General features: G+C 63.0%; 12 protein-coding genes. 3 read left to right on the forward strand and 9 right to left on the reverse strand.

Annotated features, from left to right (window positions below; genetic code table 11):
- Positions 1-10 precede the first annotated feature (10 nt).
- The 4 genes from ggt to galE form a co-directional block, all read right to left on the reverse strand.
- Complete coding sequence (gene ggt / locus AO692_RS25595; protein ID WP_054312920.1) at positions 11-1,756, reverse strand: gamma-glutamyltransferase; 1,746 nt, start codon at positions 1,754-1,756, stop codon at positions 11-13.
- A 217-nt stretch (positions 1,757-1,973) separates the two neighbouring features.
- Positions 1,974-3,149 (reverse strand): membrane dipeptidase, encoded by a 1,176-nt coding sequence (locus AO692_RS25600; RefSeq protein WP_054312921.1) that lies wholly within the window; start codon positions 3,147-3,149, stop codon positions 1,974-1,976.
- Positions 3,150-3,330: 181 nt separating this feature from the next.
- On the reverse strand, positions 3,331-4,581 hold the full coding sequence (locus AO692_RS25605; protein WP_054312886.1) for a D-amino acid dehydrogenase: 1,251 nt from the start codon (positions 4,579-4,581) through the stop codon (positions 3,331-3,333).
- Positions 4,582-4,782: 201 nt separating this feature from the next.
- On the reverse strand, positions 4,783-5,781 hold the full coding sequence (gene galE / locus AO692_RS25610; protein ID WP_054312887.1) for a UDP-glucose 4-epimerase GalE: 999 nt from the start codon (positions 5,779-5,781) through the stop codon (positions 4,783-4,785).
- Positions 5,782-6,051: 270 nt separating this feature from the next.
- Between galE and hemA the strand changes: the two genes are divergently transcribed.
- From hemA to AO692_RS33215, 3 genes are all read left to right on the forward strand, one after another.
- Positions 6,052-7,329: a 5-aminolevulinate synthase gene (hemA, locus tag AO692_RS25615; RefSeq protein ID WP_054312888.1), complete on the forward strand. Its 1,278-nt coding sequence runs from the start codon at positions 6,052-6,054 to the stop codon at positions 7,327-7,329.
- A 390-nt stretch (positions 7,330-7,719) separates the two neighbouring features.
- Positions 7,720-9,282, forward strand: coding sequence for a TerC family protein (locus AO692_RS25620; RefSeq protein WP_054312889.1), 1,563 nt, complete (start codon positions 7,720-7,722; stop codon positions 9,280-9,282).
- Between the two features lie 174 nt (positions 9,283-9,456).
- A complete protein-coding gene (locus AO692_RS33215) occupies positions 9,457-10,959 on the forward strand; it encodes a hypothetical protein (protein WP_054312890.1) in 1,503 nt (500 codons plus the stop codon).
- An 82-nt stretch (positions 10,960-11,041) separates the two neighbouring features.
- On the opposite strand, the gene AO692_RS25630 is transcribed toward AO692_RS33215, so the two are convergent.
- The 5 genes from AO692_RS25630 to mscL all read right to left on the reverse strand — a co-directional run bounded on the left by AO692_RS25630 (position 11,042) and on the right by mscL (position 14,952).
- Positions 11,042-11,503, reverse strand: coding sequence for a molybdopterin-dependent oxidoreductase (locus AO692_RS25630; protein ID WP_054312891.1), 462 nt, complete (start codon positions 11,501-11,503; stop codon positions 11,042-11,044).
- Between the two features lie 147 nt (positions 11,504-11,650).
- Entirely contained in the window at positions 11,651-11,923 is a 273-nt protein-coding gene (locus tag AO692_RS25635; RefSeq protein WP_054312892.1) for a hypothetical protein, read from the reverse strand.
- A 132-nt stretch (positions 11,924-12,055) separates the two neighbouring features.
- Positions 12,056-13,147, reverse strand: a complete 1,092-nt coding sequence (locus tag AO692_RS25640) for a branched-chain amino acid aminotransferase (RefSeq protein WP_054312893.1) — start codon at positions 13,145-13,147, stop codon at positions 12,056-12,058.
- A gap of 94 nt (positions 13,148-13,241) precedes the next feature.
- Positions 13,242-14,420 (reverse strand): pyridoxal phosphate-dependent aminotransferase, encoded by a 1,179-nt coding sequence (locus AO692_RS25645; protein WP_054312894.1) that lies wholly within the window; start codon positions 14,418-14,420, stop codon positions 13,242-13,244.
- A 109-nt stretch (positions 14,421-14,529) separates the two neighbouring features.
- Positions 14,530-14,952, reverse strand: a complete 423-nt coding sequence (gene mscL, locus AO692_RS25650) for a large conductance mechanosensitive channel protein MscL (RefSeq protein WP_054312895.1) — start codon at positions 14,950-14,952, stop codon at positions 14,530-14,532.
- Between the last annotated feature and the right edge of the window lie 62 nt (positions 14,953-15,014).

A 15,014-nucleotide genomic window follows, 5' to 3' on the forward strand; every position in this document is an offset into this window, starting at 1 on the left:
GCCGGGGTGGTCAGTATCCCTGCGCTTCTCCTGCAACCGCGCGGCTGTCGATGGCGCCGTTGTAGCGTGCGCCGCCACCCTTCTGGATCTCACCCAGACTGCGTCCGCCGACCAGGATGCCAGCGGCCTGCCCCCAGGTCTTGCCTTCTTCCGAAACGCTCAGGCTGTAGCCCATTCCCGCCAGCAGCTTCAGCGTGTCGGGCGACAGGCCGTTGTCTTCGACATAGAGCGTGTCGGGCAACCACTGATGATGGATACGCGGCGCGTCGATCGCCTCCTGGATGTTCATGCCATGGTCGATCACGTTGAGGATCGCCTGCAGCGTGATGGTGATGATGCGCGAGCCGCCAGGGCTGCCGATGACCATGAATGGCTTGCCGTCCTTGGCGACGACGGTCGGGCTCATCGAGGACAGCGGGGTCTTCTTCGGCGCGATCGCATTCGCCTCGCCCTGCACCAGGCCATAAAGATTGGGCACGCCTGGCTTCTGGGTGAAATCGTCCATCTCGTTGTTGAGCAGGATGCCGGTACCATCTGCCACCACGCCGGCGCCAAAGGCGCCGTTCAGCGTGTAGGTGACGGCAACCGCGTTGCCGTCCTTGTCGATGATCGAATAATGCGTCGTTTCCTTGCTCTCGCCGAAGCCCTCCGGCATCAGATCCTTCGAAACGCCGGCGCGGAACGGATCGATCTTGGCGCGGATCTGTGCCGCATAGCCTTTGTCGAGCAGCTTTTCGACCGGGTTCTGCACGAAGTCCGGGTCGCCGAGCGCCGAGTTGCGATCGACATAGGCATAACGCATCGCCTCGGCCATCAGGTGCACCGTATCGGCCGAACCATAGCCGAGAAATCCGAGCGGATAGCCTTCGAGCACGTTGAGGATTTCGCAGATGATGACGCCACCGGAGCTCGGCGGCGGCGAAGAAATGATCTCGTAGCCGCGATAATTGCAGGTGATGGGGGCGAGTTCGCGAACCTTGTACTGTTCGAAATCCGCCTTGGCGAGGATGCCGCCCTTGGCGCTCGATGCCGCAATGATGGTATCGGCGATACCGCCCTTGTAGAAGGCATCAGCACCCTTCTCCGAGATCGTGGAGAGCGTGGCAGCGAGATTCGGCTGGACGAGCTTCTCGCCAATGCCGAAGGGTTTGCCGTCCGGCTTCAGGAAGATGGCAGCCGCCGCCGGGTCCTTGGCCAGCCGCTCGGCGTCGGAGGCAAGAGCGGCTGCATCGCCCTGCTCCAGCGTGAAGCCATCGCCGGCAAGCCGGATCGCCGGCGCCATCAGGTCGGCGCGTGGCAAGGTGCCGTATTTCTCGCGCGCCATTTCCAGGCCCGCGACCGAACCCGGCACACCGACGGCCAGATAACCGTCGAGGCTGGCGCCTTTGATCGGGTTGCCGTCCTTGTCGAGATACATGGTCTTGGTGGCGGCAAGCGGTGCACGCTCGCGGAAATCGAGGAAGGTGGTCTTGCCTTCCTTGAAGCGGATGGTCATGAACCCGCCGCCGCCGATATTGCCGGCGATCGGATAGGTGACGGCGAGCGCGTAGCCGACGGCGACCGCCGCGTCGACGGCGTTACCGCCCTTTTTCAGCACTTCCACGCCGGCCTCGGTGGCCAGGCGCTGCGCGGTGACGACCATGCCGTTTTCGCCCTTGGCCGGCGCCGGTGAAGCGGCGATGGCAAGCTCAAGCGGCGCGAAGGCGAGCGCAACAACAAGGCTGACGGATATCAGCGCATGGCGGACTGGTTGCATGACCATTTCTCCAGAGATACCCCCGCCCCAGAGTGGTGATTCACGACGGGACCAATGACTCGCCCCAAACGCGTTTCGACGCAAGGCGCCATGTGCGGGAAATAATCGGCACAATGCGCAGCGGGACGAAGCTGGGGTCTGGATCGCCTTGCTGTCGTCGCCGTATCGGAACGCTGGAAAAATGAGACCCCCCAAGTGCTGGCCGAAACGACAGATCTCAATCCGGCAGGTTTTCGAGCAGGAAACGGATTTCGTTGCCGCCCATCGCCTTGCCGGTATCCTCGTCATTGAAGCCGGCCGTCAGCAAGGCGTCGGTGACCTGGACGAGCCCGGTGGTGTCGAACGGCATCGTGACGGCGCCATCGAAATCGGAGCCGAGCGCGACGTGGTCGATGCCGGCCACGTCGGCCGTATGCCGGATTGCTTCGGCGACAGCAGTTGCGTCCTTGCCGCAGACGGCGGTTTCCCAATAACCGATGCCGATCAACCCACCCTTGGCCGCCAGGGCTTTCAGTTGATCGTCGGACAGGTTGCGGTTGTTGTCGCAGGTGCCCTTCACCCCGGTGTGGGAAACCACCACGGGGCGCGTTGAGACGGCGAGCGCATCGTCTATGGTGGCCGACGAGGCATGAGCGAGATCGAGGATCATGCCCTTTTCCTCCATGCGGCGGACCATCTCGCGGCCCTTGTCGGTCAGCCCGCCCTTGTCGACGCCATGCGCGGACCCACCCATCTCGCTGTCGAAGAAATGCGCCGGCGACATCATGCGGAAGCCTGCATCGAAGAGCGCGTCGACATTGGCCGGATCGCCCTCCAGCACCTGGGCGCCTTCGATGGCGAGCAGACCGGCAACGAGGCCGGACTCCACCTTGCGGCGATCGAGGAAACGGCGCAGGTCGCGCTTCGACCTGATGACGACGAAATGGCCATCGGAGCGCGCCGCCATGTCGTTCAGCCTGGCGGCCTGGTAAAGCGCACGCTCCTTGAGGCTGAAGATCGCGGAAATCGGCCAGCGCTGGCCGATCGCAAGCAGCGTGATGTTGTCGGTCGAACCGTCATTGTGCTCGATGTTCTGGCCACGCGGTGACTTGCTGACCACGGCAAAGACCTGCAGGGCGACGTTGCCCTCGTCCAGGCGCGGTATGTCGACCTGGCCACGGGTGCCACGCGCCAGGAGATCGCGACCCCACAACAGCGGGTCGGCATGCAGATCGGCGATCGTCAGCGTCTCATGCAGCGCCTTGGCCCTGTCCGACGCGGCATAAGGCGGAGGATTGATCACACCGTTCATCGCCTGCTCGACACGCGCAGGCAGCACGAAGAAGAAAAAGCCGAGCCCGGCGACAATCAACACCACCAGCACCGCAAAAATGATCTTCAGGAAACGCCGCATCACACCCTCCGCCACCACAAGGCAACCCGCCACGCTTTTGCCGGCATTGCCCAAGCAGCGATCATTTCCCGGCAAAATCGGGAAGTCGAGGTGATGACGTTGCAGCCGGCGAGTTCTCAACCGCTTTAGTCGAGCGGGTCAGCCTCCTCGCTCGCCGTGCACCTGAATGCCGCGCTGTGACCTAACCCTTGTAGACAAGACCCTGCGGGTCGATCTCCGGCTTGCGGCCGGCAACGAGATCGGCCAGGAAGGCGCCGGAGCCGCAGGCCATCGTCCAGCCGACATGGCCGTGTCCGGTATCGAGGTACAGGTTCCTGTACCTGGCCCGGCCGATGACCGGGACCGAATTCGGCATCATCGGCCTGAGACCCGACCACAGCTCCGCTTTCTTCTCGTCGAAAGCGCCGGGGAACAGGTCCTTCGCCGTCCGGAACATGGCGGTGAAATCGCGCGGGCGGTAGCTGCGGTCGAAGCCGGTGAACTCGGCCGTCGAGGCGATGCGCAGGCGGTTGCCGAGCCGCGAATAGGCGATCAACTGGTCCTCGTCGGCGCCGCCCATGGTCGGCCCCTTGCTTTCGTCCTCCAGCGGCACCGTCGCGGTATAGCCCTTGACGGGATAGACCGGCAGGTCGATGCCGTAGCGACGGCCGAGCAGACCGCTTTCCGGCCCCATCGAGATCACCACCGCATCGCCGGAAACCGGCCCGTTGGACGTCATCACATTGCGGACTGTGTCGCCCTCGATGTCGAGGCCTTCCACCGTGGTTCCGTAGAGGAACTTCACGCCCAGCCTTTCGACGGCGAAAGCGGCAAGATTTTCGACGAACTGCCTGGAATCGCCGGTCTGGTCGATCGGTGAATAGACACCGCCGGCGATCTTGTCCCTGGCGCCGGCAAGGCCGGGCTCGAGCTCGACCAGACGGTCGCGATCGACGATCTCGATCGGCAGGCCGTGTTCGGCCAGGAACTCGTAGTTCGCGGTGCCGTGCTCCAGGCTCTTCTGCGTGCGGAAGAAGTAAAGAATGCCCCGGCGTCGTTCGTCATAGGACAGGCCGGTATGCTGCTGCAGCGCATTGATGCAGTCGCGCGAATAGAGCGCGAGCCTTAGCTTCACCTCGCTGTTGGCGCGCAGGCGTTCCCGGGTGCATTGCCTGAGAAACCGTAGGCTCCAGGCGAGGAAATAAGGATCGAAACGCAGTCTCACCTTGATGCCGAGATCATGGTTGTAGAGCGCCCGCAGGAAGGTCTTCAGCGCGGCCGGCGAGGCCCAGGCGGTCGCATCGCCTGGCGAGACCAGGCCGGCATTGGAATAGCTGGTGCCGCGCGCCGCCGTCTCGTGACGTTCCACGACGGTGACCTCATGGCCGTCCCTGGCCAGGTAGTAGGCCGCCGCCGTGCCGACAACGCCGGCGCCAAGAACCACAATCTTCAAAATCGCCTCCCCAACCAAGCGATCGCCTTCGGGATCACGCCGCTTGCCTTTGCCGCATGACCTTGCCCGAAAGGTCCGCACCTTTTGCTTCGCTGACCTTCGTTCCGGATCATGCTTTGAGGCGCCCGCGACGCCGCGTCCTCATAACGGCAATCGGTGGGCATTTCGAGCCTCGACCTGATAGTCCAGATTTTACGGGGTTCAGTTGCGCGCGGAGTTCTTCCCTGCCAGCACACGCTCCCACTCAAGCGCATCGCGCACGATGAGATCGAGATCGTCGCGGTGCGGCGCCCAGCCCAATTCCCCACGGGCCAGATCGGCATTGGCGATGACGGATGCGGCATCGCCGGGACGGCGCGGTCCCATGGTGACAACGAAGTCGCGGCCACTGACACGGCGCACCGCCTCGATCACCTCGAGTACCGAATAGCCGTGGCCGTAACCGCAATTGGCGACGAGGTTGCCAGCACCGGCACGCAGCCGCTGCAGGGCCAGTCGATGCGCGGTCACGAGATCGCTGACATGGACATAGTCACGGAGGCAGGTCCCGTCGGGTGTCGGATAGTCGGTACCGAAAACCTCGAGCGAAGGCCGCTTGCCGAGCACAACCTCACTGGCCACCTTGATCAGATGCGTTGCGCGCGGCGAAGCCTGTCCCGTGCGGCCCCTGGCATCGGCACCGGCGACATTGAAATAGCGCAAGGCCGAGTAACGCAGGCCGTAGGCGGCGGCGGCATCGCGCAGCATCCACTCGCTCATCAGCTTGGACATGCCGTAAGGCGATTCTGGCATGGTAGTCGCGTCTTCCGTCACCGGCTCCAACCGGCTGCCGCCATAGACCGCCGCGGTCGAAGAGAAGATGAAATTCGCCACCCCGCCTCGAACCGCGGCTTCGATCAGCGAGCGGGTCTTGGAGGTGTTGTTCTCGTAATAGGCGAGCGGATCGGCCACCGATTCCGGAACGATGATGGAACCTGCGAAATGGATGATGGCGTCGATGCCATGCTCGCGAATGATTCTGGCGACAAGATCCTTGTCTCCGACATCGCCGACAACCAGCCTGGCTTCCGGCGCCACGGCCCAGTCGAAACCAGTCGATAGCCGGTCCAGGACGACAACCTCCTCTTCGCCGGCATCGAGAAGTTCCCAAACCATGTGACTGCCGATATAGCCGGCCCCACCCGTCACCAACACGGCCATGCGGCCTACTCCCCTCTAAAATCCGCAAACACTCTCATGCGCAGGATTGTTGCAGACGCTAGCCGGAAAGCCTTAAGAAGCAATGTGACGGCATCGTCATTTTTGCGACGCAGCCTTTGATCCACATCAAGGGAATAGTTCACAGACCGTGTTCGTTAGAATTTGGTTCAATGGACATTCGCGGATTGGCCGTGGCATTTTGACCAAAGCTGGTCCATGGACGCCGGACGGGGCTGTGACTATGATCCGGCCGCAAATTGGGAAGCACAGATGAACTATCAGCGGTTCTTCGAGGAAGCGATCGACCAGCTCCATGCGGAGCGCCGCTACCGGGTATTCGCCGATCTGGAACGCATCGCGGGCAAGTTTCCGCGCGCGATCTGGCGCGCCAATGGCCGTGCCCAGGAAATCACCGTCTGGTGCTCCAACGATTATCTCGGCATGGGCCAGCACCCCGATGTCATCGCCGCGATGCAGGCTGCTGCCGGCGGCATGGGCACGGGTGCCGGCGGCACCCGCAACATTTCCGGCACCAACCACCCGCTGGTGGAACTTGAGCTCGAGCTGGCCGACCTGCATGGCAAGGAGGCCGGGCTGGTCTTCACCTCCGGCTTCGTTTCCAATGAAGCAGGCATCTCGACCATCGCGCGGCTGCTGCCGAACTGCCTGATCCTGTCCGACGAGCTCAACCATGCCTCGATGATCGAAGGCATCCGCCGCTCGGGCGCCGAGAAGAAGATCTTCCGCCACAACGACGTGGCGCACCTGGAAAGCCTGCTGCAGAGCGCCGGGCGCGAGCGCGCCAAGCTGATCGTGTTCGAAAGCGTCTATTCCATGGATGGCGACATCGCGCCGATCGAGGCGATCGCCGACCTCGCCGACAAATACAACGCCATGACCTATATCGACGAGGTCCATGCCGTCGGCATGTACGGTCCGCACGGCGGCGGCATCACCGAGCAGGAAGGCCTGGTCGACCGCATCGACATCATCGAAGGCACGCTGGCCAAGGCGTTCGGCACGCTGGGAGGCTACATCACCGGCCCGCGCGCTGTCATCGACGCGGTGCGCTCCTACGCACCGGGCTTCATCTTCACCACGGCGCTGCCGCCGGCCATCGCGGCCGCAACCACAACCTCGATCCGCCATCTCAAGGCCTCGCAGGTCGAACGCGACGGCCAGAGGCGCCAGGCCGAGCGTACCAAGCAGGTGCTGGCCGCCGCCGGACTGCCGGTGATGAACTCCGCCACGCATATCGTGCCGGTGCTGGTCGGCGAGCCGGAGCTCTGCAAGATGGCGAGCGACCGCCTGCTCGGCGTGCACGGCATCTACATCCAGCCGATCAACTATCCGACCGTGCCGCGCGGCACGGAGCGGCTGCGCATCACGCCGACGCCTTTCCACGACGACGCGCTGATCGACGGCCTGCGCGACGCGCTGGTCGAGACCTGGGATGCGCTCGGCATTCCCTACGGCTCCACCGGGCGCCCGGCCGTTACCGAGACCGAACGTGTCATCCCGCTGCTGGTGCCGAAGTCCGGCGGCTGAGCGGGATCGATCGCATGAACTGTCCGTGATCGACTTTCGGACCTGATGTGCGGCTGCTAGAGCAATTCCAGGAAAAGTGTAACGGTTTTCCGCCCGGAATTGCGTAAAAACAAGGAATTAGAGCGTTTCCGCGTTTCCGTTAAAAACGGAAACGCTCTAGAGTGGCGCCGCAGAAATTACACGCGTAACGGGACGTTACACGCTCTTGCCTGACGACGGCGACAGTACCAGCGACAGTAGTGCCGGCGACGGTCGACACCGAAGGCAGCTGGCTCCGCGATGCGGAACCAGCTGCCTCTGTTCATTTCATGATCCGCTTCGCTTTGTCTTGACCTCCGGTGTTCCCGCCGGGGGCTTTCTGCGTTCACGCAACAACGTTTAGGACCGACAATGGAACTCCTCGCGGATCCAACCATCTGGACCGGCCTCATCACCCTTATTGTCCTCGAAATCGTCCTCGGCATCGACAACCTCGTCTTCATTGCGATCCTGGCCGACAAGCTGCCGCCACACCTGCGCAACAAAGCGCGCCTGATCGGCCTGTCGCTGGCATTGATGATGCGCATCGTGCTGCTGTTCTCGATCTCCTGGATCGTGACGCTGACTCAACCGCTGTTTTCGATCGCCCCGTTCTCGTTCTCGGGCCGCGACGTCATCCTCATCCTCGGGGGCGTGTTCCTGCTCGCCAAGGGCACGCTGGAACTGCACGAACGCCTGGAGGGCGGACACAAGCCAAAGCGGGGCAAGGTGTTCCAGGCGGCCTTCTGGCAGGTCATCGTGCAGATCGTGGTGCTCGACGCCGTGTTTTCGCTGGACAGCGTCATCACCGCCGTCGGCATGGTCGACGAGCTCTGGGTGATGATCACCGCCGTCTGCGTGGCCATGGCCGTCATGACCGCCGCCTCCAGGCCGCTGATGGCGTTCGTCTCGAGGCACCCGACCGTGGTCATCCTCTGCCTCGGCTTCCTGCTGATGATCGGCTTCAGCCTCGTGGTCGAAGGTTTCGGTTTCCATATTCCGAAGGGCTATCTCTACGCCGCCATCGGCTTCTCGGTCCTGATCGAGGCGGCCAACCAGCTTGGTCGCCGCAACCGCGAAAAGGTCATCAGCACCGGCGATCTGCGCGAACGGACATCCGAGGCCGTCTTCAGGCTGCTTGGCGGTCGCATCGGTGAACAGCCGCTGGGCGAGATCGTCGACGTGATTGCCGAGCAGGCGAGGCAAGGCGACCTGTTCAAGCCTGAAGAGAAGGAAATGATCCGCGGCGTGCTCGGCCTCGGCGAACGACCCGTCAGTTCCATCATGTCGCCGCGCAACGAGCTGGAATGGCTGAACCTCGACCAGGATGCAGAGACGCTGCGAACCAACATCCTCAGGCTCACGCATGGCCGCGTTGTCCTCGCGCGCGGCAGCGTCGAGGATTTCGTCGGGGTCGCCATCACCAATGATCTGTCCAATTCGCTGCTCGACGGCAACGCAATCGACTGGGCGCGCATGACCCGGCAGCCGGTGATCGTGCACGAGGCGGCCAATGTGCTCGAGGTGATGGAGCAACTGCGCCGCTCGCCGGTGCAGATGGCCATGGTCGTCGACCAGCATGGCTCGCTCGAAGGCATCGCGACACCGACCGACGTCCTGGAAGCCATCGCCGGCGAGTTCCCGGACATGGATGAAGAGGCTGCGGCGCTGGAACGCCAGGAGGACGGGGCGTGGCTGACCGACGGCTTCATCGACATCCGCCAGCTCAGCAGTGTCATCGAGAACGACCTGGTCGATGACGCGAACCGCTATGCCACGCTCGCCGGCTATATCCTCACCGAACTCGGCCACCTGCCGAAGCAAGGTGAGGCGTTCGAGACCAACGGCTGGCGCTTCGAAGTGCTCTCGCTCGACAAGCGCCGCATTGGCAAGGTGCGTATCAGCGAACGCGTCGACGCGCGGGCACAGGAATGACGCGCCGCCTCTTCCTTGGCCAAAAATGGATACTCCAGAGCGTTTCCGTTTTTCAGTGAAACGCGGAAACGCTCTAACTTTTTGTTTTTACGCAATTCCGGACGGAAAACCGCTACGCACTTTTCCTGGAATTGCTCTAGGTTGGCGCCGGAGCACTTAGACCGGATAACCTTCATGCCATTTCGCGTCATCGATGATCGTTTCAAGCCCCGGCTGAGAACGCTGGCCCTGCTTGTCCTTGCAGTGGGCGGCCAGGTGATCACCGCAGCCGTCGTGCAGGCGGGGGAAAACGTCACCATTCCCCGGTATCAGCCGGAAATCGGCACCGTCCATACCTACCGCATCCAGAAGACGACCGAGACCGATATGTCGCTGTGGTTCGACAAGCCCGAAGCAGCCGCGATGGTGATGCGCGGAGATTTCCGCCAGCAGACCGCGGTGGTCTCGCGCGACGACAAGGGCATGCGGGTGCGCTGGGTGCTTTCGGCCGATCTTCCGCCGGCGGCCTTGAGCACCGCGGATTCCTACCCGATGAATGCGCAATATCGGAATTCGCTCACCGCCTACGGCGTGCAGCAGCTGGAGGTCGAGACGGATCTGACCGGCTATCCGACTGCATTGGCGGGAGCCGACCAGATTGTTGCCCACATGGAAAGCCTCATCGCAGCACCTGGACCAGGTGGGGCGACGGTGCCAGCCGACAGCGTCGCCAGCCGCATGGTTCAGGCAGTCAAGGACAACCCACTCAAGGTGGTCGACGTGCTCATCCCCGAGGTCATTGCTCTCAGCCTGGGACAGGCCTCGCAGGACGCCACCATCGAGGTCGGCAGCGCGTGGAGCGCAAAAGGCGACGAAAGCATCGGGGATGGAATCGTCTCCGCGACATCGGCATGGAAACTCGTGTCGACCGACAGCGCCAGGCGCATCGCCACCTTCAGCATGCTGCAGAGCTTCGATCCGGCAGCCCTCCAGGCGGCTACGAAAGCGCCAACCGAAAAGATAATCGCGGGCTTCGGCGAACGCGCGAAACAACTGACGGATGAACAGATGACGCGGGTCCTAAGCCCGCAAAAATCCCGTGACCTGACGCTGGTCGTGTCGCTGCAGGACGGTTCGACAGTGGAAGCCCTGGACAACGTGACGGTGGACAGTGCCGGCACGAAGCTCACCATCGTCACCCATATCTGGCGCGACGACCAGTTGCCGACCCTGCCCGAGCCACCGGCGTGGAAGGCCAAGGTCGTCTCTGCTCAGAGCGTCAGCCCGCTGGGACAGACCACGACGCAGCCTTCCGACCTGGAGGGGTTCAACGGCGAGGCCAAGTCTGGCGCACCGGCAGAGCAACAAGCAGCGGCAGAACCACCGAAAGCCATTGCCCCGATCTCGCTCAAGATCGCGAAGGCCGAAACCACCAGGGATCCGCTTTACGGCGAAACCGTCGTGAGCATCGTGCTGACACCGGACAGCGCCAAGGTCTTCGGCGATTTCACCCGCGCCGCGATCGGCCAAAAAACGCAGCTTCTGGTCGGCGAGACAGTGATCCTGGAACCGGTTGTTCGAGAACCTATCCTTCAAGGCATGATCACGATCAACGGCTTCGATACGACGAAAGCCCAGGGTCTCGCGGAGCAACTGTCCGCCCCGAACGCAGCGATCACCGTGCGGCTGGCACCTTAGAGCGTCAACGCCGCGATCTCTCAGGTTCGCCCCTGCGGTTTCGCGCATGTTGTGATCGCGCCGCACACGTTGCGCGACAAGTTCATTTCACTTCGATCGAGACCACGCCCTTGACGCTCCTGGCGCCACGGGCATCGCCCGGTACGACCAGCCGCAAGCCTTCGCCGGGAACCAGCGGCTTTCCGTCCTGCTCGATGGCGAGGATGATGGCGCGGTTGCCGAAATCCGGCGCGATTTCGCCGATCGAAAAGGCGATGCTGTAGCCGTCATCCGCGGTGACCAGGAAGGTGTGCTTCAGGTCTTCGTGATGCTCCTGGCTGAGCCTGGACAGGCCTTTTTCCTGTAGCAGCGACCACAGGAGAACGCCCTTGAAGTGGCCTTTCTCCATCCCGTTCCTGGTCTTGAACGAGACGTCCAGCTCGGTTGCCGGCAACTTGTCGAGGTCCGCGGCGGTCAGTGTGCCCGTGGTGATGCCCGCACCTGAAAGCGCGATGCCGTCCGTGGCCAGGGCCGGTGTCGCCAGCAGGATCAGGACGGGCAGCAAGGCGCGAATGGCTTCATACGGCAGCTCCGTTATACTCAGAGAGATATTACGAAGCTGCCTGCTAAAGGCAATCACGCGTTCTGGAAAATATCAGTAGCCGCGCATTCAGCCGTCGTTCTTGACGGTGCCACGTCGCGCGCTCGGGGATCAGGCGTTCCTGCGGCGCAGCATGAAAAAGGCCAGCCCGCCCGCGATGATGCCGCTTATCGCCCATTTGTAGGGAAGCACGTCGGCGGTCTCGCTGCGGATCGCACGCACCGCGACCGTGCCGGGACGCGTCTCCACGGAGCCATTGCCGGCAGCGATCTGCTCGGGCGAGACCACCCATTCCGCGCCGGTTTTCTTGTCGTAAACCATGAACCCGAAGCCGACGATGAGCGCGACCACCAAAGCCACGACGATTCTGGGAATGAACGACATCTTGTTTAGCTCCAACACTTCAGCAAGGCATGCAACGCCCCAGAGTGGTTCCGCTTGTCAGCAGAACCACTTTGGCACTTGGTTTTTCAGGCAATTCCGGAAACAGGACCGCAATGCAGCGGTCGAGCCGTATCAGATGCTGCGCATCCAGCCGTGGTCGTCCTTGACGGTTCCGCGCTGCACGCCGACCAGCTTGGCGCGCAGCTGCGAGGTGACCTCGCCGTCGCCGCTGTTGCCGATCGAGAACGAGCCTTCGCGGAATTTCACCGTGCCGATGCCGGCGATGACGGCGGCGGTGCCGCAGGCGAACGCCTCGCGCAACTTGCCGCTGTTTGCATCGGCCTGCCACTCGTCGAAGCTGTAGAGCCGTTCCTCGACCGTGTAGCCGGCTTCGGCGGCGAGTTTCATGATCGATGCACGCGTGATGCCGGGCAGGATGGTGCCGAGCGGCGGGGTGACGATGCGCTTGTCGTCCATGACGAAGAAGACGTTCATGCCGCCGAGCTCCTCGATCCAGCGGCGCTCGGCCGCGTCAAGGAAGACGACCTGGTCACAGCCGTTGCGGGTAGCCTCGGCCTGGGCAATCAGGCTGCCGGCATAGTTGCCGCCGCATTTGGCGGCACCGGTGCCGCCGGGCGCCGCGCGGGTATAATCATCCGACACCCAGACGCTCACTGCCTTGTAGCCGCCCTTGAAGTAGGCGCCGACCGGCGAAGCGATGACGCAGAAGATGTATTCCGTGGCCGGGCGCACGCCGAGGAAGGCTTCGCTGGCGAACATGAACGGACGCAGATAGAGGCTGCCATCGCCTTCCGGCACCCAGGCCGCGTCGGTGCGCACCAGCGTCTCGACCGCCTCGATGAACAGCTCTTCCGGGATCGCCGGCATCGCCATGCGCTCGGCTGAAAGATTGAGGCGGCGCGCATTCTCCTCCGGGCGGAACAGTGCCAGCCCGTCCGGGGTGCGGTAGGCCTTCATGCCTTCGAAGATCTCCTGGGCGTAGTGCAGCACCGCCGCCGCCGGGTCGATGGCGAAGGGTGCCCGTGCACGAACCTGCGCGTTGTGCCAGCCGCGTTCCACGGTCCAGGTGATCGTGACCATATGGTCGGAGAACACCTTGCCGAAGCCCGGATTGGCCATCAGCGCGGCACGCGCCTCCGGCGAGGTCGGCGAGGCATGCGGGATCAGTTCAATGCGCGGCTTTGCAGTCGTCTGGGCAGTCATCTGGCGTACTTTCCTCAAGCCTTCCGTCGGGAACGGCAGATCTCGCCTTCTCAGAGGCACGTAATAATATTGCTCGTAACAATCTTGCGCGAAATTACAAGCGCCGCGTCCAGTCGGCGATGCGGGTCGCGGCTTCTTCAAGCTGGTCCAGCCGGCGCAGGAAGCACAATCTGAGGAATTTCTCGCCGCCTGCTCCGAAAGCGGTACCCGGCGCCAGCCCGACATTGGCATGGTCGACAATGTCGAACGCGGCAGCGCGGGAATCGTTCAAACCGTCAACGGAAAAGAACAGGTAGAAGGCGCCGGGCGGAACCGCGAAACGCACCTTGCCGGTCTGCCCGAGGATGCCGCAGACAAGATCGCGTGCCTGGCGTGCATGCGCAACGTGGCTGGAGACGAAAGCGTCGCCTTCATCGAGGGCAGCCACCGCCCCGCGCTGCATGAACTGCGCCACGCCGGAGGTCGAATACTGGATCAGGTTCTCGAACACCTGCTGCAGGGAAGGATGCGTCTTGATCCAGCCGACGCGCCAGCCCGTCATCGACCAGTTCTTCGAGAAGCTGTTGACGAACAGGATGCGGTCGTCGTCGCGCATGATGTCGATGAAGGACGGCGCACGGCCGCCATCATAGTGGAACAGCGCATAGATCTCGTCGGCGATGACCCAGAGGTCCCTGGCGCGCGCGAGTTCCAGGATCGCCTGCAACGTTTCGCGGTCGGCGGTCCAGCCGGTCGGGTTCGACGGCGTGTTGACGAAGATCGCCTTCGTGCGCGGCGTGATCGCCGCCGCGATCTTTTCGACATCGCAGGACCAGCCCCCGGAACCAGCATTGTCGGTGAGGTCGAGCACGACCGGCACAGGCACCGCGCCGCTGATGCCCGCCGCCGCTGCAAAATTCGGCCAGGCCGGCGAAAGATAGATGACCTCGTCGCCTTTGCCTGCAACGGCATCGAGCGCAAGCTGGATGGCGTGCATGCCGGAGCCGGTCAGGATGAACTCCTCCGGCGCGAAGCTCTTGTTGAAATGGCGCTCGTAATAGCGGGCGAGCGCCTGCCGTACCTCAGGGATGCCCTTCTGCCAGGTGTAGAAGGTCTCGCCGCCGCTGAGTGCACGGCTCGCGGCATCCGTGATGAAGGCGGGCGTCGGCAGGTCGCCCTCGCCTGCCCAGAGCGGAATCATGCCGTCGCGGCCGCGGCCGTGGTTCATGACGGCGACAATGCCGCTTTCAGGTGCAGCACGTGCTTCCGCGCGCAGGGTCTCGACCAGATCCATGGGTATCTTCCGGCTTGAAATTGTCCCGGAGTGCTATCGTGTTTGCCTTGCCCCGAAAATAGCAAAACCCGGCCGCAAGCGACCGGGTTCTTGGTCCAGAGGACTGAGATTACTTCTTGGCGAGCAGGTCGCGGATTTCGGTGAGCAGCGCGACGTCGGCCGGCGGTGCGGCGGGTGCTTCGGCAGGCTTCTGCTTTTCCAGCCGGCGGCGGACATTGTTGACCGCCTTGACCATCAGGAAAATGATCCAGGCCAGGATGATGAAATTGATCACCACGGTGATGAAGGAACCATAGGCGAAGACGGCGCCCTGCTTCTTGGCTTCGGCCAGCGAAGTGGCCGTCACCGACGACGCCAGGCCGAAGAAGTAATTGTTGAAATCCAGCCCCCCGAAGATCGCGCCGACGATCGGCATGATGATGTCGTTGACCAGCGAGTCGACGATCTTGCTGAAGGCGGCGCCGATGATGACACCGACCGCCAGATCCATGACATTGCCTCTGGAGATGAACTCCTGAAACTCTTTCAGCATTTTGTCCTCCTTTTCGCGGCCCAATGCCGCGACCCTCGGCAACCGGCCCTTCTGCCGATTCG

The sequence above is a fragment of the Mesorhizobium sp. 1M-11 genome, assembly GCF_001303895.1.
Lineage (GTDB): Bacteria > Pseudomonadota > Alphaproteobacteria > Rhizobiales > Rhizobiaceae > Mesorhizobium.

Excerpts from the sequence above, each read along its gene's own strand:
- ggt (WP_054312920.1), bottom strand. The coding sequence starts at position 1,756 with ATGCAACCAGTCCGCCATGCGCTGATATCCGTCAGCCTTGTTGTTGCG.
- AO692_RS25600 (WP_054312921.1), bottom strand. The coding sequence starts at position 3,149 with ATGCGGCGTTTCCTGAAGATCATTTTTGCGGTGCTGGTGGTGTTGATT.
- galE (WP_054312887.1), bottom strand. The coding sequence starts at position 5,781 with ATGGCCGTGTTGGTGACGGGTGGGGCCGGCTATATCGGCAGTCACATG.
- hemA (WP_054312888.1), top strand. The coding sequence starts at position 6,052 with ATGAACTATCAGCGGTTCTTCGAGGAAGCGATCGACCAGCTCCATGCG.
- AO692_RS25620 (WP_054312889.1), top strand. The coding sequence starts at position 7,720 with ATGGAACTCCTCGCGGATCCAACCATCTGGACCGGCCTCATCACCCTT.
- AO692_RS33215 (WP_054312890.1), top strand. The coding sequence starts at position 9,457 with ATGCCATTTCGCGTCATCGATGATCGTTTCAAGCCCCGGCTGAGAACG.
- AO692_RS25635 (WP_054312892.1), bottom strand. The coding sequence starts at position 11,923 with ATGTCGTTCATTCCCAGAATCGTCGTGGCTTTGGTGGTCGCGCTCATC.
- AO692_RS25640 (WP_054312893.1), bottom strand. The coding sequence starts at position 13,147 with ATGACTGCCCAGACGACTGCAAAGCCGCGCATTGAACTGATCCCGCAT.
- AO692_RS25645 (WP_054312894.1), bottom strand. The coding sequence starts at position 14,420 with ATGGATCTGGTCGAGACCCTGCGCGCGGAAGCACGTGCTGCACCTGAA.
- mscL (WP_054312895.1), bottom strand. The coding sequence starts at position 14,952 with ATGCTGAAAGAGTTTCAGGAGTTCATCTCCAGAGGCAATGTCATGGAT.